Below are 22563 nucleotides of genomic sequence, written 5' to 3' on the forward strand. Positions count from 1 at the left end.
CCGATGTCGAGATCCAGGGCTTCGCCCAGGCCGACACGCCCACCCCGAAGACGGTGCAGGCGGACAAGGCGCCCGTCAGTGCGGGCGACGGGGTGCAGAAGGCGTGGACGGGTCCGGGCGGTCGCCGTGATCGACTCCGGGGTCAATCCGCACATCGACTACAACCTGGCCAAGGCGGTCAACTGCCTCGGTTTCAGCGACGAGTTGGACGGCAACGGTCACGGCACCGGCGTCTCGGGCTACATGGCGGCCTACGACAACGACTTCGGAACGGTCGGCGTCGCCCCCGGCGCACCCATCTACTCGGTGCGCGTGATGGATTCGAAGAACAAGGGCACGCTGTCGTCGCTGCTGTGCGGCCTGGACTGGGTGGCCGCCAACGCGAAGACCTACAACATCAAGGTCGCCAATATGAGCCTCGGCTTCGACGGCACCGATGACGAGAACTGTGGCTACAGCAACGGCGACGCGCTGCACCAGGCCGTGTGCCGCGTGGTGAACGGAGGCGTGGTCATCGTGGCGGCGGGCGGCAACAGCGCCGCCGACCTCGCAGGGACCCTTCCGGGCGCCTACAACGAGGTGATCACGGCCACGAACATGGCCGACTACGACGGCAAGCCGGGCGGGCTGGCGGCGAGTACGTGCGGCTTGAGTACGCGCGATGACTCCCCGTGGCTCAACACCAACTACGCCGTGTCCGCTGCCGACAAGGCGCACACGGTCGCGGCTCCCGGCACGTGCCCGTACACGACCCTCAAGGGCGACCGCTTCGGCTACATCCAGTCCGGCACGAGTATGGCCACCGCCGTCGTCAGCGGTGTCGTCCTCGACTGCTTCGCCACGGGGAGCTGCGCCGGCATGGCGCCCGCGCAGGTCAGCCGTCAGATCGTCGCCCAGGCGACCGCGGCGGATGCCAACGTTCGCACCTGGTCGGGAAGCCCGTCGGCCGCGGGATCGTCGCCGAGCAAGTACTACGGCTACCTGGCGAGCGTGACACCCACGACGGCCGGCACGAGCCCGACGCCGACTCCGACGGCCTCGCCGACTCCGACGCCCTCGCCGACGCCGACCGCTTCGCCGACGCCGACCGCTTCGCCGACGCCGACCGCTTCGCCGACGGCCTCGCCGACGCCGACCGTCTCGCCGACGCCGACCGTCTCGCCGACGCCGACCGTCTCGCCGACGCCGACCGCTTCGCCGACGCCGACGCCGACGCCGACGCCGACGCCGACGCCGACCGCTTCGCCGACGCCGACCGTCACGCCGACCCCGACCCCGACGGCCTCGCCCACGCCGACCGTCACGCCGACCCCGACCGTCACGCCGACCCCGACGGCCTCGCCGACGCCGACCCCGACCAAGGACACGATCGCGCCGACGACGACGATCGTCAGCCCGACCTCCGGGTCCGTGGTCTCGGGGACCGGAGAACTCGTCGCCACCGCGAGCGACAACGTCGGTGTCACCGCCGTGAGCTTCTGGGCCGGGACGACCAAGCTGGGCGACGGCGTCCAGGGTGCCGACGGTCGCTGGCGTCAGACGCTGGATTCGACGAAGTACCCGTCGGGCTCTTACCAGATCCGAGCCCGCGCCACCGATGCCGCCGGGAACATCGGGTGGAGTGCCATCGTGAAGGTGACACTGCGTAACTGACCGTGTGAGCGGCGGGGACCTTCGGGCCCCGCCGCTCATGTGTCGGAAGTCGGGTTCGCCGGGGACGTGGATCCGGTGACCATCATTCTCTGGGGGTAGATCGTGCTGGACATCAACGCATCCGCAATCGTGCGGAGCAAGCTCGCCGAGCAGTCGGATCGAAGGGGAAGCCGGCGCATGTGCCCCCCTGGTGCGGCGGGAACGGCGGGACCGCAGTGAGCGCCCGGCAGCCGGCACCGCATCGGCTCGACCTGACGGCGCGTACGCCGCGGAAGCTGTTGCTGGCCGCGTCGACGGGCGGACACATCGCGCAGTTGGTGCGCCTGGCACCGGGCCTCGGAGCGACGGACGACTCGCTGTGGGTGAGCTTCGATTCCCAGCAGACCCGGTCCCTGCTGCGCGGCAAGCGCACGCTGCTGGTGCCCTACATCAAGCCTCGGGACTGGCGCGGCACCCTCACCGCGGTGAAGCACATCGACCGGGCGCTGGCCGAAGAGCAGTTCGACGCCGCCGTGAGCACCGGGGCCGCTCTGGCCCTCGCCGCCCTTCCGACGGCCCGGCGCCGGGGAATCCCCGCCCTGTACATCGAAAGCGTCTCGCGCGTGCTGGGTCCGTCGATGTCCGGCCGGTTGCTGTCGCTCAGCCGCCTCACCGAGACACGCACCCAGCATCGTTCGTGGGCGGGGGGACGGTGGGGACTTCACCCGAGTGTGCTCGAGACCTTCACCATCGAGGATCGACCGGCTCCGCAGGGCCGGCCGCTGAGGATCTTCGTGACCCTCGGCACGATCCAGGGCTATCGCTTCGACAGCCTCATCGACTCCCTCCTGGCCACCGGCCTCGTCGGTGACGACACCACGTGGCAGCTCGGGTTCACGACCCGCGACGACCTCCCCGGTCGCGTCGTCCAGGACATGGATGCCGCGGCCTTCGACCGGGAGATCCGCGAAGCCGACGTGGTGGTCACGCACGCCGGGGTGGGAACGATCCTCGGCCTGCTCGAGGCGGGGGTGTATCCCGTCGCCGTCGTGCGTCGCAGCAGCAGAGGCGAGCACGTCGACGACCACCAGGCGCAGATCGCCGGGCTGATGAACGAGTCGCACATCGGAACCGCGGTGGAGGCCGACGAGCTCACGGCGGAGGTGCTCCTCGAGGCCGCGCACCGTCGTATCGTCGGCGAAGACGGCGAGCTCGCCTCTCGCCGCGTCTGATCGGCCGCTCGAACGCTGCGACGCCGGTGGGGACGCCCGTCCGGCCGGCGTCGCGTGGGCCGCATCGTCAGGGCCGCGTCATCCGGCCGTGGATGTCTGCGGAGCACGCGGCATGCTCCCCCCTCATCGGCTGACGGGATTCGGTCGGGGGTAGGCCCGGCCGCGCTCACGACAGCGCCCGTGCCAGTTCGACGAGGAAGATCCCTCCCGCCGCGACCGTGACGAGTCCCGCCAGCAGCGCACCGCTGATCGCCGCCCACCGCAGGGGGCCCGGTCGGGTGGCCGCCTCCCACGCGAACAGCAGTGCGGAGACACCCGCCGCCAGCACCGCCAGATCGCCGACGAGGCCGGCGGGTGCGAGGACGACGGCCGCCATCGCCGCCGTCCCGGCCAGAAGAGCGCCGAGGTGACGACCGCTGCTGCGCGCGGATGCGCCGTCCGCTTTCGACATCGTCGTCTCCTCCTCAGCGCAGGCGGACGCGGAGCCAGCGCATCCGATGGGCGCCGAGGGTGAGGCCCGTGCCGAGCCACACCGGGACGCTGTCGACGATGTCCAGGGCTTCCGGCGCGAGCCCCGACAGGGTGAGTGCGTCGATCTCGACCGCCGAGTCGGCGACGTTGGCCAGCACGAGGACGGCGAAGCCGTTCTCCCCGGGGCGGAGGAAGGCCACCACTGATGCCACCCGGGCGTCGAAGGCGACGAGGGCGTTGCCCGCGAACTCGGGCGTGGACCGACGCACGGCCAGAAGTCGCGACAGGCGCGCGAACACGCGGCCGGCCGGGGTGTTGGCATCCGTCCGGTCCGCGTAGTTCTGGTGGGGGCGGAACGGGCGGTGAACCCACCGGCTGTCGCCCGCCTCCTCGGGCCGGCTCGCGTAGCCGTAGTCGTTGAGCTGGGCCACCTCGTCGCCGAGGTACAGCAGCGGGATGCCGCCGGTCGACAACGCCAGCGCGTGCGCGAGGATGACGCGGTCCTCTCCGCCGGCGTCACCCGCTTCGACGCCGGCGAGGGATGCCGTGGTGCCCGTGACGCGGGCGTCTCCGGTGCGGGGGTTCTCCTGGAACGGCACGCCGCGCGCGAAGGTGCCCTGCGTGCGCCCCACGTAGAAGTCGTTGAGGAACCGCCGGTGCGGATAACCCTCGATGCCGAGCTCGGCGGCATCCTCGTCGGCGAAGGTCCAGCCGATGTCGTCGTGGCTGCGTACGTAGTTCACCCACGCCGCGCCCTCGGGAAGCGCGTGGCGACGCTCGAGCGCCTGCTGCAGCAGGCGGCCATCGCGGGTGGCGAGGGCCTCCCACGTCAGGGCCATCTGCAGCGGGTTGTAGGAGATCTGGCACTCGTCGGGCGAGATGTACGAGATCACCTCGTCGGGGTGCACGATCGCCTCCGACTTGAACAGCAGCCCCGGGGCGGCCATGCGCAGCACGGCGTTGAACGCCTGCAGGAGCAGGTGCGCCTCGGGCAGCGACTCGCACGTCGTGCCCAGCTGCTTCCAGATGAAGGCGACGGCATCCATCCGCAGGATCTCGACGCCCTGGTTCGCCAGGAACAGCATCTCGCCCGCCATCGCCTCGAAGACCGCGGGATTGGCGTAGTTGAGGTCCCACTGGAAGTGGTAGAACGTCGCCCAGACCCAGCGGCCGTCGTCGAGCTGGACGAACGAGCCGGGGTGGTCGTCGGGGAAGATCTCGCGCGTGGTCCGCTCGTAGGCGTCGGGCATCTCGCGGTCGGGGTAGATGAGGTAGAAGTCCTCGAACCCGGGTTCGCCGGCCACGGCCTTCTGCGCCCACTCGTGCTCGTTGCTGGTGTGGTTGAAGATGAAGTCGACCACGAGCGAGATCCCCGCGCGGCGGAGGTCGGCGGCGAGCGCGGCCAGCTCCTCCATCGTGCCGAGTGCGGGGTTCACCCGGCGGTAGCTCGACACCGCGTAGCCGCCGTCGCTGTTGCCCTCGGGGCTCTCGAACAGCGGCATGAGGTGCAGATAGGTCAGCCCCAGTTCGCGGAAGTAGGGGATGGCGTCCCGGATGCCGCTGAGTCCGCCCGCATAGCGATCGACGTAGCAGACGCCGCCGAGCATGTGCTCGCTCTCGAACCAGTCGGGGGAGCTCTGGCGCTCACGATCGAGTGACTTCAGCGCGCGCGGGCGTTCGGTCCAGGAGCGCCCGGCGAGCTCGACGACCGATGCCAGTCGCTCCAGGCCGTCCGAGCGCTCGCCGTAGAGGCGCACGAACAGCTCGTGCAGGCGGGGCAGGTGCAGTTCGGCGTGCGCGAGGAATTCACGGTCGGCGCCGGCGCTGTTCAGATCACCGAGGATGCGCGAGACATCGTGGGGGCCGGGGTTGAGCTGGGTCACGGGTGACAGCCTGACGTATCCGAGCGGGTGAGGGCGACATCGACGTGCCCGCGTGCCGGGTTCGGTGACCGCGCATCGGCGATGATGGGGCGATGAAGCCAGGCTCCGTTCACCGCCGTACCCGTGTCATCACCGCTACGGCCGGCCTCGTGGTCGTCATGATGTACGCCGTCGTCGCGCTCTTGCAGATCCTCGTGTGGAACCCGGAGGCGGCGGTGCCCGGCCTGACCGCGGCCGAGGTGTGGCGCGAAGTGGGGGAGGCGAACCAGGGCCCGCCCAACGCGTTCGTCGTCGCGGTCATCGCCGCAGGCCCCGTGCTCGGTCTCGTCTTCCTGCTGGTGTTCGCCCTGACCGACGCCGACGTCTGGGCCGTCGTCTCCGCCTACCTCGCTCTGCTCCTCCTCGGGATCGCTGGGTACTTCGTCGCGTCGTTCGGCCCGGGTATGGGCCTCGCCGACACCTACGGCATCAGTGGCGGCGACGGCGCCTACGGCGGCGCCGCCCTCGGCGCGGTGAGCCTGCTCGCGATGCTCGCGCTCCTCGCGATCTTCACGGGCGGGGTGATCCGCGGCCGACGCGCGCGGAGGGCCTCTGTCGTCGTCTGACGAAAAGCGTGTCACGCATGTGGTACAAAATGTGCTAGAAAGGTGATACGAAAGGTGGTCGCCATGAGCCCCGAATATCTCCGGAACGCGTGGACCCGGATGCTGCAGTCGTCTCCGTCCGAGGTCATCTGGGGCCTGCTGTCGTCGACGCTGATCTGCATCGCGCTCGGCGCGGTGATCGCCCTCCTTCTGACACGGGTGCGCCGCGGTAGGCGGAGCGCGGACTCCGCCTCTCAGGCGGACCGCGTCGCTCTCGGCGCGATCTCCCTCGTCGTCGCGGCGGTGTGGATCGGCGACATTGCGCTGCGCGGCTACGCCTTCGACATGTCCGCCACCGTGTCGTGGTGGCGGTTCGCCCTGGCCCCAACGGTGGCCGCGGCGGGATTGGCCGTATGGGTCGTGACGCGCCGAACGGCGCAACCCCGTCGTACCCTGGACGCCGCGTCGGCGACCAGGCGTACGTGGACGACGTTCGGGCCGCACCGGGGCATCCGGGTGCTGGCCGCGGCTGTAGCCGTCACCGGGGGAATCGTCGTCGTCTTCGGCCGGATGTCGACGGCATTGGATCCCGGGCTGTCCGCCCACATCGCCTGGGAAGTGCCGAACGTCGCGGCGCCGCCGATCGTGATGGTCTTTCCCGGTTGGGCCTACGGCATCCCGATGCTGGCAGGCGTGGTCGCACTGGGCGCCGGCGTCGTGCTCGCCCTGCATCGAAACGCCCTGCGGCCGTACTCCGATGGAGCGCGGCTCGACCTCGAGCGTTCAGGCCGTTCCGACGTCGCCCGCGACATCGTGGCATTGGGGGTCGCGACCGTTCTGGTCGTGCTCGGCGGGATGCTGCACATGGCGCGCTCCGCAGCCACGACCAGCATGACCGTCGTGATGGAGTCGGGGCGCGAAGAGACGGTCGACGTCGCGCTCCCGCACGCCGACCTGATCATGGCGGGAGGACTTGCCGCGCCGATCCTCGAGATCGCGGGGTGCGTGCTGCTGACACTGCTCGTGCTCCGCGCCGCCGCAATCGTGAGCGCCCGACACCGATTCCCTGCCCGGCTGGTAGAGGCGGCGACGTGATGGATGCCGTCTCGTCGAGACCCCGAGAGGCCGGATCTCCCACCGACCTGCACGGGTTCCTCCGCGGTCTGATCGCATCGGGCCGACTCGGAGCGGGGGAGAAGCTGCCGACGGTGCGGCAGGCGGCCGCCGACTTCGGTGTGGCTCCCGGTACCGTGCAGAAGGCTTACCGTGCTCTGGAGAGCGAGGGGCTCATCGTCAGCCGGGTGGGGTCGGGAACGCGGGTCGCGGCGGGCGTCTCCGCACTGTCGGCCGACCTCACGCGGCGCCTTCGCGAGCTCGTCGACGTGGCCGTCAGCGAGGGGGTGACGACCGAGACCCTCACCGATGTCCTCCGTCTGATGGCGGACGACGCCCGATCGACCTGATCGCGAACGACGACCGCGGCCCGCGTCGTACGATCGACGGTGGCCCGATCGCCGGGCACGAGGGGGAGAGCGGTGTCGGAGCGCGGTGCGATCGGCGTGGCCGTCGGGGGAGCAGTGCTCATCGGCGCGCTCACGGCGCTGCAGGCGAGAATCAACGGCTCGCTCGGAGCGGAACTCGGCGACGGATTCGTGGCGGCGGCGGTGTCGTTCGGCTCAGGTCTGGTGATCCTGGTCGCGCTGTCGGTCCTGCTGCCCGAGGGGCGTCGCGGGTTCGGGCGCCTGGTCGACGGCATCCGGTCACGCACCGTTCCCGTGTGGATGCTGCTGGGCGGTCTCGTGGGCGCGTTCACCGTGGCGAGCCAGGGGCTGACGGTGGCGACGATCGGTGTCGCGCTGTTCACGGTCGGCTTCGTGGCCGGGCAGACCACCGGGGGGCTCGTGCTCGACCGCGTGGGGTACGGACCCGCCGGCGTCGTTCCCGTCACGATGCGCCGGCTCATCGGCGCGGCACTGGCCGTCGCGGGAGTCGTCGTCTGCCTGTCGGGCGACGCGCTGGGGGGCGTGCCGCTGTGGATGTTGGTCGTCCCCGCCGTCGCGGGCGCCGGGGTCGCCTGGCAGCAGGGCACGAACGGCCGCCTACGCGTACGGGTCGAGAGTCCGTTGACGGCGACGCTGGTCAACTTCATCGGCGGCACGATCGTGCTCCTGATCGCCGCCGTCGTGCACGTCGCCGCCGTCGGGGCGCCGCGTGCCGTGCCGAGCGAACCCTGGCTCTACGCCGGGGGCGCGGTCGGCGTGATCTACATCTTCTTGTCGTCGGTGGTGGTCCGTCACACCGGCGTGCTGCTGCTGGTGACTCGGGTCGGTGGTGGGCCTGTTGAGCACCTCCGTGGTGCTCGACGCGTTCTGGCCCGCGCCGGCGGCTCCCTCCACCCCGGTGGCCGTGCTGGCGGCCGCGGTCGCCATCGCCGGCGTCGTCGTCGCTGCGGTGCCGTGGCGGCGCAGACGCGACTGACTCCGGCGCGCGGCGGGTCGTGCGCCGTCGCTGTGTCCCGGGCGGGTGGTGCTCCGCGATGCCCGGGGCGGTCACCGGCACCAACGACGACGCCGCCCGGAGGAACCCCCGGGCGGCGTCAGCACTCGCGCGCGATTACCCGCGTGCGTGGTCGACCGCGCGCCGCTTCTTCCCTCCGGGCATGCGCGAGATGTGCTTCGCGGCATCCACTGTCTTGCGTCGCACGGGGCGCGTACGCGGCGGCTTGCCGCCGACGTAGAGCCATCCGAGCAGCACCTCGCCCTTCTTCAGGCCGTGGGCCTTGGCGAGCGCCTTGCTGCGCGTGTTGTCGTCGGTGCGCCAGAACACGCCGAAGCCCGCCTCGTCGAGCACGAGGCTCAGCATGTGGGCGACTCCGGATGCCGTGGCCTCCTGCTCCCAGGCGGGGATCTTCTTGGACGAGACGTCGGCCACGAGGGCGATGATCAGCGGCGCGCGGCGGGGCTTCGACGAATACCCCTTCTTGCCGTCGGCCTTGTTCAGCGCACGCGCGAGAAGATCGCGGTCGCTCCCGCGGATCTCGATGATGCGCCACGGGCGCAGCGTCTTGTGGTCGGCGACGCGACCGGCCGCGGCGACGAACGCCTCCAGCTCGGGACCGGTGGGGGCGAGGTCGGTGACCTTCGACCACGACCGGCGGTCGCGCATCGCCTCGAGAGCGCTCACGCCTTCTCTTCCGGGGTGAAGCTCAGCGACAGCGAGTTCATGCAGTAACGGTCGCCGGTGGGCGTGCCGAAGCCGTCGGGGAAGACATGGCCGAGGTGCGATCCGCAGTTCGCGCACCGCACCTCGGTGCGCTGCATGCCGTGGCTGTTGTCATCGATCAGCTCGACGGCTTCGGGACGCACCGACTCGTAGAAGCTCGGCCACCCGCAGTGCGAGTCGAACTTGGTTCCGCTCTGGAACAGCTCCGCTCCGCACGCGGCACAGGTGTACAGACCGGCGCGGCTCTCGTCGAGCAGCTCACCGGTCCAGGCGCGCTCGGTCCCGGCCTGACGGAGCACCGCGTACTGTTCGGGCGACAGTTCTGCGCGCCACTGGTCGTCGGACTTGTCGACGGCATAAGTCATTGGATCTTCCCTTCTCCGGCATCCATTCTGTCGTGCCCGCGAGCGGTCAGGTCGGCCCGGCATAATCTGCGGGATGGATCAGGATGCCGTGACCGCCGTCATCGCCAGATTCGGGCGCTTCGCCCGTGAGGAGGCGCCCGGTCGGTCGGCGACCTACGAGGCGTGGGCGCACCGGGTGGTCGATGATCCGGCGGTGGCGACGGCGCTCGCCGAGGTGGGGCCGACGCGTCGTCAACCCCCGCTCGTGTTCGCCGTCCTGCGGCTCCTCGGCGCCCCGATGGACGATGTCGACGCCTGGGCGTCGTGGGTCGTCGCGCACGCCCGCGAGATCGCCGCCGAATGCGCCCGGCGGAGCGTGCAGACGAACGAGCCGCTGCGGTGCGCGGCCCTGCTGCCGGCGCTCGCGCTGATCGACGGGCCCATCGCCCTGCTCGAGGTGGGCGCCAGCGCGGGGCTGTGCCTGTATCCCGATCGATACTCCTACCGGTACCGGCGCGGCGGCGGGACCGTCGCCCTCGATCCCGTCGCGGGCGTCAGTCCCGTCGTGCTTCGGTGCGAACTCGAGGGCGCACCGGAATTGCGGATGCCGGAGGTCGTGTGGCGCGCCGGCATCGACCTGAACCCGCTCGACGTCGACCGCGCCGAGGACCGGTCGTGGCTGATGAACCTGGTCTGGCCGGGCGAGGAGGAGCGGCGTGAGCGCATCGCGAGGGCGATCGACGTCGCCGCCGGCGACCCGCCGCTGCTCGTGTCCGGCGACGGCGCCGACGCGTTGCCGGCCCTCGCCGCGCAGGCGCCGGCCGGCGCGACCCTGGTCGTCACGACCCCCGGCGTCCTCGCGCACGTCCCCGCCCCGCACCGCGCCGCCGTGATCGACGCGGCACGAGCGGCGGGGCGATGGGTCACCCTCGACGCGCCGTCGCTCCACGACGGCTGGACGCGCCCCGTCGCATCCGTGCGCGGCGGATTCTCGCTCGCCGTCGACGGCGAGGTCGTCGCGGAGGTCGATCCGCTCGGGGCCTGGGTGGCGTGGCATCCGGGATCTCCGGCGGAGCGCGGTTAGCGTGGCTGCGTGACCCTTTCCGACCGCGAACTCGCCTACCTCGCTTTCGAGGGTGAATGGCGACGGCATGCGGGTGCGAAAGAGGAGGCGATCCGTGCCGAGTTCGGCGTGACGCCCGCCCGGTACTACCAGGTGCTCGGTCGACTCATCGACACCCCCGAGGCCCTCGCCCACGACCCCATGCTCGTGCGGCGACTGCGTCGTCGCCGCGATGACGCCGCGGACCGGCACCGTTCCCGCCTGGGTCGCGTGTCGTCGCGCTGACGGGGCGCCGAAGGTCTCACCGGTAGCATCGTTCAATGGCCAGATCGACCTTCCCTCGGGATCGCTTCGACGACCTGCCCGATCCGTCCGGCCGTGTGGGTGCCCACCGAGCCGAGAACCCACGACTGCGCGGCTGGATCGTCTTCCTCTGGGCGGCCATCGCCACGCTCGTCCTGATCATCGTCGGCATCTTCGGCACCCTGGTCGTGTCGGGGCGCATCTCCTCCGGCGCGGATCCCGTGCCGGCCCCCACCCCGACGGCGGAGGCGACGACCCCGGCCGTCGTCGACACCTCGTACTCGGTGGTCGTCCTCAACGGCACCGGCGACGAGGGGCTCGCGGGCACCCTGCGCGACCGCCTGATCCAAGCCGGCTGGTCCGGTGACGCGGTCGAGACGGGCGACTCCGACAGCACCGACTTCGCCCAGACCACGGTGTTCTACCTCCGCGACGCCGATGAGGCGGCCGCCGAGGGGCTCGCCGAGACGATCGGTGGCGCCGCGGTGGGGCAGAGCGACTTCCTGCAGCCTTCCGACGACCCGAACACCCCCGATGACGAGAGCGCCGTGAAGCGCCTGGTCGTGGTGATCGGCGTCGACCGAGCGGCCGGTCAGGCCTCCGAATCGCCCGCCTCCTGACCCCGCGCGGACCGCGTGTTTCCGCGGCGTAACAACTTGACTCCGCGCGCGTCAACAATGCTCGGGAACCCTCTTTGGGCGGCATCCTCCGTGGTTACGATGACCTCGTCATTCAGCAACAGGAGATTCGCATGACGCAGGGCACTGTCAAATGGTTCAACGCCGAGAAGGGCTTCGGCTTCATCACCGTGGCTGACGGTCAGGACGTCTTCGTCCACTACTCCAGCATCGAGATGCCGGGCTTCCGCGTCCTCGAGGAGGGGCAGACGGTCGAGTTCACCGTCGGCAGCGGTCAGAAGGGCCCCCAGGCGGAGTCCGTTCGCCTCGCGTGAACCGCTGAACCGCACGCCACCGAACGCCGTGGCATCCGTCATCCGGATGCCACGGCGTTCGTCGTTCTCCCGAGTCCACATGGCTTGCACTCCCTAGGGGCGAGTGCCAGAATGAGTTAGCACTCGCTTTCGTCGAGTGCCAAAATCTGGAAGTCACCCGTCCGGGAGGGACGACAAACTTATGGCAAAGATCATCGCTTTCGACGAAGAGGCCCGCCGCGGCCTCGAGCGTGGCCTCAACACGCTGGCCGACGCCGTCAAGGTGACCCTGGGCCCCCGCGGTCGCAACGTCGTGCTGGAGAAGAAGTGGGGCGCCCCCACGATCACGAACGACGGCGTGTCGATCGCCAAGGAGATCGAGCTCGACGACCCGTACGAGAAGATCGGCGCCGAGCTGGTCAAGGAGGTCGCCAAGAAGACCGACGACGTCGCGGGCGACGGCACCACCACCGCCACCGTTCTCGCCCAGGCGCTCGTGCGCGAGGGCCTTCGCAACGTCGCCGCCGGCGCCGACCCCATCAGCCTGAAGAAGGGCATCGAGAAGGCCGTCAAGGCCGTCACCGACGAGCTTCTCGCCTCGGCCAAGGAGGTCGAGTCCAAGGAGCAGATCGCCGCCACCGCGTCGATCTCCGCCGCTGACCCCGCGATCGGCGAGCTCATCGCCGAGGCCATCGACAAGGTGGGCAAGGAAGGCGTCGTCACCGTCGAGGAGAGCAACACCTTCGGCACCGAGCTCGAGCTCACCGAGGGCATGCGCTTCGACAAGGGCTACATCAACCCCTACTTCGTCACCGACCCGGAGCGTCAGGAAGCGGTCTTTGAAGACCCCTACATCCTGATCGCGAACCAGAAGATCTCCAACATCAAGGACCTTCTGCCCATCGTCGACAAGGTGATCCAGGAGGGCAAGGAGCTCCTCATCATCGCCGAGGATGTCGAGGGCGAAGCGCTCGCGACCCTGGTTCTGAACAAGATCCGCGGCATCTTCAAGTCGGTCGCCGTCAAGGCTCCCGGCTTCGGCGACCGGCGCAAGGCGCAGCTGCAGGACATCGCGATCCTCACCGGCGGCCAGGTCATCACCGAAGAGGTGGGCCTCAAGCTCGAGAACGCGACCGTCGACCTGCTCGGCCGTGCGCGCAAGGTCATCATCACCAAGGACGAGACCACGATCGTCGAGGGTGCCGGTGAGTCGGAGCTGATCGAGGGTCGCGTGACCCAGATCCGCCGCGAGATCGAGAACACCGACAGCGACTACGACCGCGAGAAGCTCCAGGAGCGCCTTGCGAAGCTCGCCGGTGGCGTCGCCGTCATCAAGGCGGGCGCGGCCACCGAGGTCGAGCTCAAGGAGCGCAAGCACCGCATCGAAGACGCCGTGCGCAACGCCAAGGCGGCAGTGGAAGAGGGTGTCGTCGCCGGTGGTGGCGTCGCGCTGATCCAGGCCGGCAAGTCCGCTCTGGGCAACCTCGAGCTCGTTGGTGACGAGGCGACGGGTGCGAACATCGTCCGCGTCGCCATCGAGGCTCCGCTCAAGCAGATCGCGCTCAACGCGGGTCTCGAGCCCGGTGTCGTGGCCAACAAGGTCTCCGAGCTCCCCGTCGGCCACGGCCTCAACGCCGCGACCGGCGAGTACGGTGACCTCTTCGCCCAGGGCATCATCGACCCCGCCAAGGTGACGCGCTCCGCGCTGCAGAACGCCGCGTCGATCGCCGGTCTCTTCCTCACCACCGAGGCCGTCGTCGCCGACAAGCCCGAGAAGGCCGCCGCTCCCGCGGGCGACCCGACGGGCGGCATGGACTTCTGATCCACGCCTGACGCATGCAGAACGCCCCCTCCCTCGGGAGGGGGCGTTCTGCATGCGCGCGACCTCGCCGCCGCGTGCCTGCGCGGTGACTTTCGCCTTATGCTCGCGCGTCGGCCGCTGCGGCGTGCATGTGGCGCAAGTCACGCGGGGAGTAGGGAGCCGGGGTGCGGGGCTCGGTCAGGCGCGGTGACTTTCGCCATATGCTCGCGCGGCGGCCGCTGCGGCGTGCATGTGGCGCAAGTCACGAGGCGAGCGGGGCGCGGGGCTCGGGGAGCGGGGCGCGGGGTTCGGTCAGGCGCGGTGACTTTCGCCATGTGCTCGCGCGGCGGCCGCTGCGGCGTGCATGTGGCGCAAGTCACGAGGGGAGTAGGGAGCGGGGTGCGGGGCTCGGTCAGGCGCGGTGACTTTCGCCATATGCTCGCGCGGCGGCCGCTGCGGCGTGCATTTGGCGCAAGTCACGCGGGGAGGAGGGAGCGGGGTGCGGGGCTCGGTCAGGCGCGGTGACTTTCGCCATATGCTCGCGCGGCGGCCGCTGCGGCGTGCATGTGGCGCAAGTCACGAGGCGAGCGGGGCGCGGGGCTCGGGGAGCGGGGCGCGGGGTTCGGTCAGGCGCGGTGACTTTCGCCATGTGCTCGCGCGGCGGCCGCCTCGGCGTGCATGTGGCGCAAGTCACGAGGGGAGTAGGGAGCGGGGTGCGGGGCTCGGTCAGGCGCGGTGACTTTCGCCATATGCTCGCGCGGCGGCCGCCTCGGCGTGCATATGGCGCAAGTCACGAGGGGAGCGGGGCGAGGGGAGCGGGGCGCGGGGAGGAGGGAGCGGGGCGCGGGGAGGAAGGCGCGGGGCTCGGTCAGGCGAGAGGCAGGCAGACGTCGGTGACGAGGTCCGCCGCCGAGACGCGGTCGGGAGTCGTCAGGTAGACATTGAAGGCGTGCGCGGCGAGGGTTCCGTCCGAGCGCGGGTTCAGGCCGTCCTCGACCAGCCGCGCGTTGATCAGGTCGTGCGCGCGGCTGATCTGGTCGTACGGGCCGAGAACACGTGCGATGAGGCAGTCCCGCGCGGGGAGGTCGATGATCTCCAGCGGGGCGTTCACCGTCGTTCCGGCGACGACCGGGAGGAAGATCGACAGATCGACGTCGTGCTCGACGAATTGGTCGTCGTGCTCGATGACGCCGCAGGGCCCGATCGGGGTGATCGAGCGCTCCGCGAGCAGCGGCATGAGCCGGCCCCACAGCTGCCCTTCGTCGGCGTAGGAGCCGACGGTGCCGCGCAAAGCGACGGCGGTCAGCGCGGGAACGGTGGTGCGGGTGAGTGTGATGGACATGGTCGGGTCTCCGTGGTCGAGTAAGCGGGCGATGAGCGACACTCTCGCCTCGGCGACGCGGACCTCCTCCTGGAGCTCCGCCCGCTGCAGGTGCAGCGCGCGCGTCCAGGCCGGTGTGCCGCGTGCCGCGAGGAGGGCGCCGATGGCGGAGACGCCGAAGCCGACGTCGCGCAGATCGCGGACGGCGGCTGCATCGGCCAGCTGGTGCGGGGCATATCGCCGGTATCCGGTCCAGGGGTCGATGTCAGCGGGAACGAGGACGCCGTGCGTGTCGTAGTGACGGAGCATCCGCACCGACAGTCGGGTCAGCGAACTGAACCGTCCGATGGTCATCAGCTGCGAGGTCTCGGCCATGTCCTCATCGTGACGGCTCACATCGTGTGAGAGTCAACTCGACGCGAGCGTCAGGTCGACGGCCCGAGGTCGGCGGGCAGGCGCTCGAGCGGCTGGGTCTCGATGAGCGCGTGTTCCTGCGCGTCCCGGCGGTCGGCGAGGGGGAGCGACACGCGGAAGGTGGCGCCGCCGCCGGGTGTATCGCGCACCTCGACGGTTCCGTGCAGCAGATCGACGATGGATGCCACGATCGACAGGCCGAGGCCCGACCCCCCGGTCTCGCGGGTGCGCGACGTGTCGGCCCGCCAGAAGCGCTGGAAGATCTGGTCGCGGATCTGTTCGGGCACGCCCTCGCCATGGTCGATGATCTCGATCCAGCCCATGTCGTTCCTGGTGTCGACGCCCACCCGCAGCCCGATCGGGGAGTCGTCGGCGGTGAACCGACGGGCGTTGCCGAGGAGGTTGGCCACCACCTGACGCACCTTGTTCTCGTCGCCGAGAACGATGGGAGCCACCGGCGGGGTCCGCACGACCGCGGCCGGAGGCTGCGCGGGGCTGGAGGACGCGGCGTCGGCGGGCGAAGACGACGTCTCGGTGGCATCCTTCGGCCTGCGTCGCAGACGCGACAGGGTCGCCCCCGCGATGGCCATGGCGGAGGTGGTCGGCGCCGCGCGGCGTCGGTGGGCGGCGGTGGCCGCGTCGTCGCCGGCGTCCAGGAGCGGATCGAGGCTCATGGTGGGCAGGACGATCTCATGGCGCGACGTCGTGTCGTCCACCGTGACCTCGCGCTGCGGCGACGTGACGCGCAGGTCGAGGGCTGCGTCCCGGGCGATCGGCCGCAGATCGAGAGCGGTGATGGTGACGTCGCGCCGCTCGTCGAGTCGGGCGAGGGCGAGGAGGTCTTCCACGAGCGCTCCCATGCGGATCGCCTCCTTCTCGATGCGCTCCATCGACTGCGCGACGTCCTCGTCGGAGCGGATCGCCCCCATCCGGTAGAGCTCGGCGTAGCCGCGCATCGTGACGAGGGGGGTGCGCAGCTCGTGGCTGGCGTCGCCGATGAATCGGCGCATCTGCCGGAGCGTGGCATCCCGCTGCACCAGGGCGCCGTCGATGCGCGCGAGCATCGCGTTGATCGCGGTCTTGAGCCGGCCCACCTCGGTGTCGGGGACGATGTCCGTGAGACGCTGGCTGAAATCGCCGGCGGCGATGTCCATCGCCGTCGTCTCCACCTGACGGAGGTTGCGGAAGGCCAGGGTCACCAGCCACCGGGTCAACAGGGCGGTCGCGATCAGGATGAGCAGGGCGACGAAGGCGTAGATGCCGATGTACGCGGCGACGATCCGGTCCGTCGGCGCCAGCGGTTGGATCACCATCTGCGTGTAGACGCCCGGGCTCCCGTTGACCTGGAGCACCCCGACGCGGGCGAGGAAGTGCTGGCCGGATTCGCCGTCGGTCAGCTCGATGCGCCGGTCGATCTGCCCGTACATCTGCTCGAGGGTGAACGTCGAGGGCAGTTCGGGCAGCGCCTTCGACGGCGTGCCGTTGTAGAACGCCTCCCGTTGCCCGTCCTGCCCGTAGACGACGACCATCGACCCGATCTGCGGCGCATTGTCGATCGGGGTGAACTGGATGTTCCCGTCGACCGGTGTCATCGTGAAGACGCTGTCGGCGATGTTACCGGCGGCCTGCTGCGCGAGCTGCTCGTCGAGGTTGTTCACCAGCGTCGTGCGCAGGAAGACCATCGTGCCCACGCCCGCCGTGAACAGCCCGATCGCCAAGAGCACGACGGTGACGCCGGTGACCTTGGTGCGAAGACTCAGGCCGCGCCACCAGCGCGTGAGGGCATCGTCGGGATGCGACAGGGGGGATGCCTTTCGCTCAGGCGGTCTTGCCCGACTTCAGCATGTAGCCGAAGCCGCGCTTGGTCTGGATCAGCGGCTCGGAGGAGTGCGGGTCGATCTTGCGGCGGAGGTAGGAGATGTAGCTCTCGACGATCCCCGCGTCGCCGTTGAAGTCGTACTCCCAGACGTGGTCGAGGATCTGCGCCTTCGACAGCACGCGATTGGGGTTGAGCATCAGGTAGCGCAGGAGCTTGAACTCGGTGGGGCTGAGATCGATGGACACGTCGCCCACACTGACGTCGTGGGTGTCCTGGTCCATGGTCAGCTCGCCCGTGCGGATGATCGACTCCTCGTCGGCCTGCATCGTGCGGCGCAGAATGGCCTGGATACGGGCGACGATCTCGTCGAGGCTGAAGGGCTTGGTGACGTAGTCGTCGCCGCCGGCGTTCAGGCCCTCGATCTTGTCCTCGGTCTCGTCCTTGGCGGTGAGGAAGAGGATGGGCGCGGTGTATCCCGCGCCGCGGAGCCGCTTGGTGACGCTGAAGCCGTTCATGTCGGGCAGCATCACATCGAGCACGATGAGATCGGGTTCCTCCTCGAGCACGGCCGAGATCGTCTGCGCGCCGTTGGCCACGGCCCGCACCTGGAACCCGGCGAAGCGCAGGCTCGTGATGAGCAGGTCGCGGATGTTCGGTTCGTCGTCGACGACGAGGATGCGAGGTGCAGTCATGACCTCATTATCGTGAAGCGACCCAGCAATCCGCTGGATGTGGTCCCGATGGGCGCGCCCTGGTATGGATCAGGCTGCGGCGGCGTCGATCCCGTCGGCATCCAGGATCGTGTACGAGTACCCCTGCTCGGCGAGGAAGCGCTGGCGGTTCTGTGCGAAATCCTGGTCGACGGTGTCACGGGCGATGAGCGTGTAGAAGCTGGCCGTGTGGTTCGACTGCTTCGGCCGCAGCAGGCGTCCGAGGCGCTGAGCCTCTTCCTGGCGGGACCCGAATGATCCCGACACCTGGATCGCGACGGAGGCCTCGGGCAGGTCGACCGAGAAGTTCGCGACCTTCGACACCACCAGCAGGGGGATGCTGCCGTCGCGGAACCCCTGGAAGAGCTCCTCGCGCTCGGGGATGGGCGTGGATCCCGTGATCTGCGGCGCCCCCAGGGCCTCGGCGAGTTCGTCGATCTGGTCGAGGTACTGCCCGATGACGAGAACGCGCTCGCCGGGATGCCGCTCCACCAGACGGCGCGCGACGTCGATCTTGGCCGGCGCGGTGGCCGCGAGACGGTAGCGGTCCTCGTCCGCGGCGGCCGCGTATTCGAGGCGTTCGCCCGCGGGGAGGTCGATGCGCACCTCGTAGCAGGCAGCGGGGGAGATGAAGCCCTGCGCCTCGATCTCCTTCCACGGCGCGTCGAAGCGCTTGGGGCCGATGAGGCTGAAGACGTCGCCTTCGCGCCCGTCTTCGCGCACGAGCGTCGCGGTGAGCCCCAGACGCCGACGCGCCTGCAGGTCGGCGGTCAGCTTGAAGACCGGTGCCGGGAGGAGGTGCACCTCGTCGTAGAGCACGAGGCCCCAATCGAGGGCGTCCAGCAGCGCCAGGTGGGCGTACTGGCCTTTCCGCTTGGCCGTGAGGATCTGGTAGGTCGCGATGGTGACGGGCTTGATCTCCTTGACCTGGCCCGAGTACTCGCCGATCTCCTCCGGCGTCAGGGTCGTCCGCCGCAGCAGCTCGTCGCGCCACTGGCGTGCGCTGACGGTGTTGGTGACGAGGATCAGCGTCGTCGTGCGGGTGTCGGCCATGGCTCCCGCGCCGACGAGGGTCTTGCCGGCCCCGCAGGGAAGCACCACGACGCCCGAGCCGCCCTCGGAGAACGAATCGACCGCCTGCCGCTGGTAGGGCCGCAGGCTCCAGCCGTCTTCGGCGAGGTCGATCGGGTGGGGAGTGCCGGGGGTGTAGCCCGCGAGGTCTTCCGCGGGCCAGCCGATCTTGAGCAGTTCCTGCTTGATGTGCCCCCGCGCCCAGGCATCGACGAGGTAGCTGTCCGGGGTGGGGTGGCCGATCAGCAACGGCGCGATGCGCTTGTTGCGCGACACCTCGCTCAGCACGGCGGCATCCGATGAGCGGAGGACGAGCTCTTTGTCGTCGTTGCGCTCGATCACGAGGCGCCCGTACCGTTCGACGGTCTCGCGGATGTCGGTGCTCACCGACGCGGGCACCGGGAAACGCGACCACCGGTCGAGGGTGTCGAGCATCGCGGCGGCGTCGTGTCCGGCCGCGCGGGCGTTCCACAGACCCAGGCGCGTGATGCGGTAGGTGTGGATGTGCTCGGGGGCGCGTTCGAGTTCAGCGAAGACCGCGAGCTCGTGTCGCGCCGTCTCCGCCTGGGGGTGTGCGACCTCCAGGAGCACGGTGCGGTCGCTCTGCACGATGAGGGGACCGTCAGCCATAGCGTTCGATTCTACCGGCGTCGAGCCGCGCCCGGCCGACGACGCCGCGAGTCGGTGTCACTCGACGGGGGCGACGCCGTCGATGTGCGACAGCGGCAGTGTTCGTTCGACATCGGCACCGCGATCCCGGCCGCGCAGACGTCCTCCGCCCAAGCCCGTCGCCTCCAAGCGGAACACGCGGGTCGAGCCGTCGGGGAGGCGGACGGAGACGTCGATGACCGCGCGGGCGCGAACGGCCTGGTCGAGCTCGCGTTCGAGCCACGCGGCATCCGAGTCGCCCACGCCCGCGCGCAGGCGCCGCAGCAGGTCGGTATAGGTCTCGACCGGGTCGGACGAGGGCTGCGCGTCGGCGGAGAGCTTCGCCCGCTCCAGGGCGCGCGGGCGACCGTCGGCGTCGACGGCCACGGCGGGATAGTGGGCATCGGTGAGCGCCCAGAACACCACGTCGCTCGACACGTGCGAGACGAGTTCGTCGTCATCGGTGCGCGAGAGGGCGATCGAGCGCAGCGACTGGTCGATCTCCATCGAGCGCAGCAGCGTCTCGTCGTCGGTCACCACTCGCGTGAGGCGGGTGGCGGGATCGCTCATCACACGGACGCGACCGTGCTCGGCCGCCGTGCGCTCGATGACATAGGCGAGAGGCTGCGGAAGACCAGTGAGCGAAATGCCGGTGAGGAACTCCCGGAGCGAGTCCGCGGTCTCGCCCGCCGTGATCGCGGCGCCGATGGACGCGGCGCTGAAGCGGTAGCTGGAGGCCTGGGCTCGTGATTCCCGTGCGGCCATCCCGCGCAACCGGACGTCGAGGTGGGGAGCGAGCGGCCCCGGTGCGATGGCCGTCAGATCGTTCTGCAGGTAGACGCGGTCGACCTCGGGCGGCAGCAGATCGCGCAGCGCCGAGACGTCGACGTCGCCGCCGCGCGCGAGCGGCTCGGCCCACGGAGCGACGCGCCCCGCGGCATCCAGGACACCCCATCGCACCAGCCGGCGCGTCCACAACTCGGCGCGATCGGGTCCCTCGGGGTCGAACGGGGTGGCACCGGCCCACTCCTCGACGGGCAGCCATTCCCCGCCGGCGGCGCGGTAGGCGCGGGGGAGGGCATCGCGCAGCGCCACCGCGGTGCGCTTCCAGCGTTCGAGGGTCGGCAGGCGGAGCCACTCGCGACCGGTCGGCGAGACGAGCCAGGCCCGGTCGTTCGCGCCCAGCAGGCCGACCTCCGCCGCGAGCCCGACGAGCAGGTCGGCATCCGCGGGCGTCGACACCGCACCGGCGTCGACGAGGCGACGTCTCTCGGTCGCCCCGAGCGATCCCGACCCGATACGTCCGAGTGGCGCCTCGAGTGTCTGCAGCAGGATGTCGGCCACCGACGCGGCGTGGGTGAACGCGGCCTCGGCGGCGGCGGCCGTCGCGACCGCGGCGGGTGCGGGTGCCGGGTCGGTGGCATCCGGGATGCCGTCGGGAAGGGCCTCGCGGACGGCTTCGGCCACGGTCGGGAACGGTCGACCGTCCTCGCCCACCAGGGCACGCGCGGCGAGGTCGTCGTGCGCCGGCCCGGTCACCGGGGTGCCGGCGACCGCCGCGGCGAGGCTCTCCGACTCGGTCCGGGTGAGGGCCGGCAATGCCCTGGCCACGGAAGCGGGGTCGAGCAGGGCTTCCGCGGCGTCGAACATGTCGCGCCACGTGACCGACGGCGAGATCTGCCGGTCGGAGAACAGTCGTGCGAGCTGGTCGTCGGAACGCGCGCTCAACGACACAGCCAGTGCGCGTTGAGCGGAGGTCTCGGGCACGTCAGCGAGCCCTGTTGGCCCGGGCCCTTCGGACGAAGCTCATGATGAGGACGGCCAGCAGGCATCCGAACGCCACCGGGGGCGTGATGAGGACGAGAAGGCTGACCACCGGCCAGACACCGGATGCCAGGTCGGCACCCGCGGTGGAACCGATGATGATGGCGAAGAAGCACACCAGCGCCAGGACGAGCAGCCCCAGCGACATGAACGCGAGGATGCGGTCGATGCGGCGGACGGGGAGATCGTCGCCCGGCGTGCGGCGACCGGGGGTGCGGGTGCTCATCGGCCACAGCCTACTGCCTGCCGCAGGTGTCGTAGGCTGGAAGACCGGGATCCGATCGGCTCCCGCGTTCCGCCGCGCGATCGCGCACACACTCAGCGAGGTGTCCATGCCCACCGGCAAGGTCAGGTTCTACGACGACGAGAAGGGCTTCGGCTTCATCAGCACCGATGACGGCCAGGACGTGTTCCTGCACGCCACGGCTCTGCCCGCCGGAACCCCCGCGCCCAAGGCGGGGACGCGGCTCGAGTTCGGCGTCGCCGACGGCAAGCGCGGTCTGCAGGCGCTGTCGGTGCGCGTGCTCGACGCCCCCGTCAGCCTGTCGAAGCGCTCCCGCAAGCCCGCCGACGACATGGCGATCATCGTCGAAGACCTCGTCAAGCTCCTCGACGGCATCGGCGGCGACCTTCGCCGGGGACGCTACCCCAGCGGCCCGCACGCGCAGAAGATCGCGGCCGTGCTGCGCAAGGTCGCCGATGACTTCGAAGCCTGAGCAGGTCGCCGACGAGCGCCTCACCGGCGCGCACGACCTGGCGCTCGCCGCGCTGCACGAGATCACGCCCGCCGACACCGTCGGTCCCGCGGCCGGCTACACGCCGGAGGACGACGGCGTGGTGTCGTTGCGATTCCACACGCGTCTGTCGGGTTATCCGGGATGGTTCTGGACGGTGAGCGTCGCCGTGGTCGACGACGCCGAGCCGACGGTGCTCGAAGCCGAACTGCTCCCCGGTGACGGCGCGCTCCTCGCGCCCGACTGGGTGCCGTGGGCGACGCGTCTCGCCGAGTATCACGCGGCGCAGGCCGCCGCGGTGGCGGACGACGAGGAGGATGACCTCGACGACGACGTGGATGACGACGACGCCGACCATGACGACGACGGCCCGGACGACGACGAAGAGGACGAGGAGCCCAAGGCCCGCTTCCACGCCGGCGACCTGGACGGCGTCGACATCGACGAGCTGGACGCCGACCGTGCCGACGAGTCGGAGGACGACGAGGGCGACCTCGACGACGACGACGAGATCGACCTCGACGAGGATCGAGACGAGGGCGACCGCAGCTACTGA

23 protein-coding genes and 1 pseudogene are annotated in these 22563 nt (G+C 70.4%); 14 read left to right on the plus strand and 10 right to left on the minus strand.

Translation table 11 applies throughout. From position 1 onward, the window contains the following. Window positions 1-126: 126 nt before the first annotated feature. Window positions 127-1653, plus strand: a complete 1527-nt coding sequence (locus QE392_RS09485; RefSeq protein ID WP_307451001.1) for a S8 family serine peptidase — start codon at window positions 127-129, stop codon at window positions 1651-1653. A gap of 215 nt (window positions 1654-1868) precedes the next feature. Continuing rightward, entirely contained in the window at window positions 1869-2864 is a 996-nt protein-coding gene (locus tag QE392_RS09490; protein WP_307451003.1) for a glycosyltransferase, read from the plus strand. A 166-nt stretch (window positions 2865-3030) separates the two neighbouring features. Here the strand turns inward: QE392_RS09490 and QE392_RS09495 are convergent, their stop codons facing one another. Both QE392_RS09495 and QE392_RS09500 read right to left on the minus strand, forming a co-directional pair. Beyond that, a complete protein-coding gene (locus QE392_RS09495) occupies window positions 3031-3315 on the minus strand; it encodes a hypothetical protein (RefSeq protein WP_307451006.1) in 285 nt (94 codons plus the stop codon). Window positions 3316-3328: 13 nt separating this feature from the next. Beyond that, complete coding sequence (locus QE392_RS09500) at window positions 3329-5218, minus strand: alpha-amylase family protein (protein ID WP_373426456.1); 1890 nt, start codon at window positions 5216-5218, stop codon at window positions 3329-3331. 92 nt (window positions 5219-5310) lie between these two features. On the opposite strand from QE392_RS09500, the gene QE392_RS09505 reads away from it, so the two are divergent. From QE392_RS09505 to QE392_RS09525, 5 genes and pseudogenes are all read left to right on the plus strand, one after another. After that, a complete protein-coding gene (locus QE392_RS09505) occupies window positions 5311-5823 on the plus strand; it encodes a hypothetical protein (protein ID WP_307451008.1) in 513 nt (170 codons plus the stop codon). A gap of 63 nt (window positions 5824-5886) precedes the next feature. Beyond that, the gene (locus QE392_RS09510) at window positions 5887-6897 is read left to right on the plus strand and encodes a hypothetical protein (RefSeq protein ID WP_307451011.1); all 1011 of its coding nucleotides are present in this window, start codon (window positions 5887-5889) and stop codon (window positions 6895-6897) included. Then, window positions 6897-7265: a GntR family transcriptional regulator gene (locus QE392_RS09515; protein WP_307454087.1), complete on the plus strand. Its 369-nt coding sequence runs from the start codon at window positions 6897-6899 to the stop codon at window positions 7263-7265. The genes QE392_RS09510 and QE392_RS09515 overlap by 1 nt, the downstream gene beginning before the upstream one ends. Before the next feature lie 114 nt (window positions 7266-7379). Further along, a pseudogene (locus tag QE392_RS09520) lies at window positions 7380-8063 on the plus strand (DMT family transporter); the annotation flags it as partial. Window positions 8064-8142: 79 nt separating this feature from the next. Next, entirely contained in the window at window positions 8143-8280 is a 138-nt protein-coding gene (locus tag QE392_RS09525) for a hypothetical protein (RefSeq protein ID WP_307451013.1), read from the plus strand. 135 nt (window positions 8281-8415) lie between these two features. Here the strand turns inward: QE392_RS09525 and QE392_RS09530 are convergent, their stop codons facing one another. Further along, window positions 8416-8967 (minus strand): nitroreductase family protein, encoded by a 552-nt coding sequence (locus tag QE392_RS09530; RefSeq protein ID WP_307454090.1) that lies wholly within the window; start codon window positions 8965-8967, stop codon window positions 8416-8418. A 14-nt stretch (window positions 8968-8981) separates the two neighbouring features. Then, complete coding sequence (gene msrB / locus QE392_RS09535) at window positions 8982-9389, minus strand: peptide-methionine (R)-S-oxide reductase MsrB (protein WP_373426457.1); 408 nt, start codon at window positions 9387-9389, stop codon at window positions 8982-8984. 73 nt (window positions 9390-9462) lie between these two features. Between msrB and QE392_RS09540 the strand changes: the two genes are divergently transcribed. From QE392_RS09540 to groL, 5 genes are all read left to right on the plus strand, one after another. After that, window positions 9463-10452 (plus strand): DUF2332 family protein, encoded by a 990-nt coding sequence (locus QE392_RS09540; RefSeq protein WP_307451015.1) that lies wholly within the window; start codon window positions 9463-9465, stop codon window positions 10450-10452. A gap of 9 nt (window positions 10453-10461) precedes the next feature. After that, window positions 10462-10716 carry a DUF3263 domain-containing protein gene (locus QE392_RS09545; protein ID WP_307451018.1) on the plus strand — a complete coding sequence of 85 codons (255 nt, stop codon included), beginning with the start codon at window positions 10462-10464 and terminating at the stop codon, window positions 10714-10716. Between the two features lie 35 nt (window positions 10717-10751). Continuing rightward, window positions 10752-11354, plus strand: coding sequence for a LytR C-terminal domain-containing protein (locus tag QE392_RS09550; protein WP_307451022.1), 603 nt, complete (start codon window positions 10752-10754; stop codon window positions 11352-11354). A gap of 131 nt (window positions 11355-11485) precedes the next feature. Further along, the gene (locus QE392_RS09555) at window positions 11486-11686 is read left to right on the plus strand and encodes a cold-shock protein (RefSeq protein WP_307451025.1); all 201 of its coding nucleotides are present in this window, start codon (window positions 11486-11488) and stop codon (window positions 11684-11686) included. 181 nt (window positions 11687-11867) lie between these two features. Continuing rightward, window positions 11868-13487 carry a chaperonin GroEL gene (gene groL / locus QE392_RS09560; RefSeq protein ID WP_307451028.1) on the plus strand — a complete coding sequence of 540 codons (1620 nt, stop codon included), beginning with the start codon at window positions 11868-11870 and terminating at the stop codon, window positions 13485-13487. Window positions 13488-14334: 847 nt separating this feature from the next. Here groL and QE392_RS09565 read toward each other — a convergent pair. The 6 genes from QE392_RS09565 to QE392_RS09590 form a co-directional block, all read right to left on the minus strand. Then, window positions 14335-15162: a MerR family transcriptional regulator gene (locus tag QE392_RS09565; protein WP_307451030.1), complete on the minus strand. Its 828-nt coding sequence runs from the start codon at window positions 15160-15162 to the stop codon at window positions 14335-14337. A gap of 50 nt (window positions 15163-15212) precedes the next feature. Further along, window positions 15213-16883, minus strand: coding sequence for a sensor histidine kinase (locus QE392_RS09570; protein ID WP_373426500.1), 1671 nt, complete (start codon window positions 16881-16883; stop codon window positions 15213-15215). 136 nt (window positions 16884-17019) lie between these two features. Next, window positions 17020-17712, minus strand: coding sequence for a response regulator transcription factor (locus QE392_RS09575; protein WP_055956651.1), 693 nt, complete (start codon window positions 17710-17712; stop codon window positions 17020-17022). A 69-nt stretch (window positions 17713-17781) separates the two neighbouring features. Further along, window positions 17782-19431: a DNA repair helicase XPB gene (locus QE392_RS09580; protein ID WP_307451034.1), complete on the minus strand. Its 1650-nt coding sequence runs from the start codon at window positions 19429-19431 to the stop codon at window positions 17782-17784. A 57-nt stretch (window positions 19432-19488) separates the two neighbouring features. Then, the gene (locus tag QE392_RS09585; protein WP_307451036.1) at window positions 19489-21216 is read right to left on the minus strand and encodes a helicase-associated domain-containing protein; all 1728 of its coding nucleotides are present in this window, start codon (window positions 21214-21216) and stop codon (window positions 19489-19491) included. A gap of 1 nt (window position 21217) precedes the next feature. After that, window positions 21218-21499, minus strand: a complete 282-nt coding sequence (locus tag QE392_RS09590) for a multidrug ABC transporter ATPase (protein ID WP_307451038.1) — start codon at window positions 21497-21499, stop codon at window positions 21218-21220. Window positions 21500-21605: 106 nt separating this feature from the next. On the opposite strand from QE392_RS09590, the gene QE392_RS09595 reads away from it, so the two are divergent. Together QE392_RS09595 and QE392_RS09600 are read left to right on the plus strand one after the other, a co-directional pair. Further along, a complete protein-coding gene (locus QE392_RS09595) occupies window positions 21606-21989 on the plus strand; it encodes a cold-shock protein (protein WP_307454093.1) in 384 nt (127 codons plus the stop codon). Beyond that, entirely contained in the window at window positions 21973-22563 is a 591-nt protein-coding gene (locus QE392_RS09600; RefSeq protein WP_307451041.1) for a DUF3027 domain-containing protein, read from the plus strand. The genes QE392_RS09595 and QE392_RS09600 overlap by 17 nt, the downstream gene beginning before the upstream one ends.

The organism is Microbacterium proteolyticum (assembly GCF_030818075.1).
Lineage (GTDB): Bacteria > Actinomycetota > Actinomycetes > Actinomycetales > Microbacteriaceae > Microbacterium > Microbacterium proteolyticum_A.

What these genes read in the sequence shown, in the direction of transcription:
- QE392_RS09550 (WP_307451022.1), top strand. Translation starts at nt 10,752, where the DNA reads ATGGCCAGATCGACCTTCCCTCGGGATCGCTTCGACGACCTGCCCGAT.
- msrB (WP_373426457.1), bottom strand. Translation starts at nt 9,389, where the DNA reads ATGACTTATGCCGTCGACAAGTCCGACGACCAGTGGCGCGCAGAACTG.
- QE392_RS09595 (WP_307454093.1), top strand. Translation starts at nt 21,606, where the DNA reads ATGCCCACCGGCAAGGTCAGGTTCTACGACGACGAGAAGGGCTTCGGC.
- QE392_RS09555 (WP_307451025.1), top strand. Translation starts at nt 11,486, where the DNA reads ATGACGCAGGGCACTGTCAAATGGTTCAACGCCGAGAAGGGCTTCGGC.
- QE392_RS09495 (WP_307451006.1), bottom strand. Translation starts at nt 3,315, where the DNA reads ATGTCGAAAGCGGACGGCGCATCCGCGCGCAGCAGCGGTCGTCACCTC.
- QE392_RS09530 (WP_307454090.1), bottom strand. Translation starts at nt 8,967, where the DNA reads ATGCGCGACCGCCGGTCGTGGTCGAAGGTCACCGACCTCGCCCCCACC.
- QE392_RS09570 (WP_373426500.1), bottom strand. Translation starts at nt 16,883, where the DNA reads ATGGTCTTCCTGCGCACGACGCTGGTGAACAACCTCGACGAGCAGCTC.
- QE392_RS09510 (WP_307451011.1), top strand. Translation starts at nt 5,887, where the DNA reads ATGAGCCCCGAATATCTCCGGAACGCGTGGACCCGGATGCTGCAGTCG.
- QE392_RS09540 (WP_307451015.1), top strand. Translation starts at nt 9,463, where the DNA reads ATGGATCAGGATGCCGTGACCGCCGTCATCGCCAGATTCGGGCGCTTC.
- QE392_RS09590 (WP_307451038.1), bottom strand. Translation starts at nt 21,499, where the DNA reads ATGAGCACCCGCACCCCCGGTCGCCGCACGCCGGGCGACGATCTCCCC.
- QE392_RS09565 (WP_307451030.1), bottom strand. Translation starts at nt 15,162, where the DNA reads ATGGCCGAGACCTCGCAGCTGATGACCATCGGACGGTTCAGTTCGCTG.
- QE392_RS09580 (WP_307451034.1), bottom strand. Translation starts at nt 19,431, where the DNA reads ATGGCTGACGGTCCCCTCATCGTGCAGAGCGACCGCACCGTGCTCCTG.
- QE392_RS09575 (WP_055956651.1), bottom strand. Translation starts at nt 17,712, where the DNA reads ATGACTGCACCTCGCATCCTCGTCGTCGACGACGAACCGAACATCCGC.
- QE392_RS09515 (WP_307454087.1), top strand. Translation starts at nt 6,897, where the DNA reads ATGGATGCCGTCTCGTCGAGACCCCGAGAGGCCGGATCTCCCACCGAC.
- QE392_RS09505 (WP_307451008.1), top strand. Translation starts at nt 5,311, where the DNA reads ATGAAGCCAGGCTCCGTTCACCGCCGTACCCGTGTCATCACCGCTACG.
- QE392_RS09600 (WP_307451041.1), top strand. Translation starts at nt 21,973, where the DNA reads ATGACTTCGAAGCCTGAGCAGGTCGCCGACGAGCGCCTCACCGGCGCG.
- groL (WP_307451028.1), top strand. Translation starts at nt 11,868, where the DNA reads ATGGCAAAGATCATCGCTTTCGACGAAGAGGCCCGCCGCGGCCTCGAG.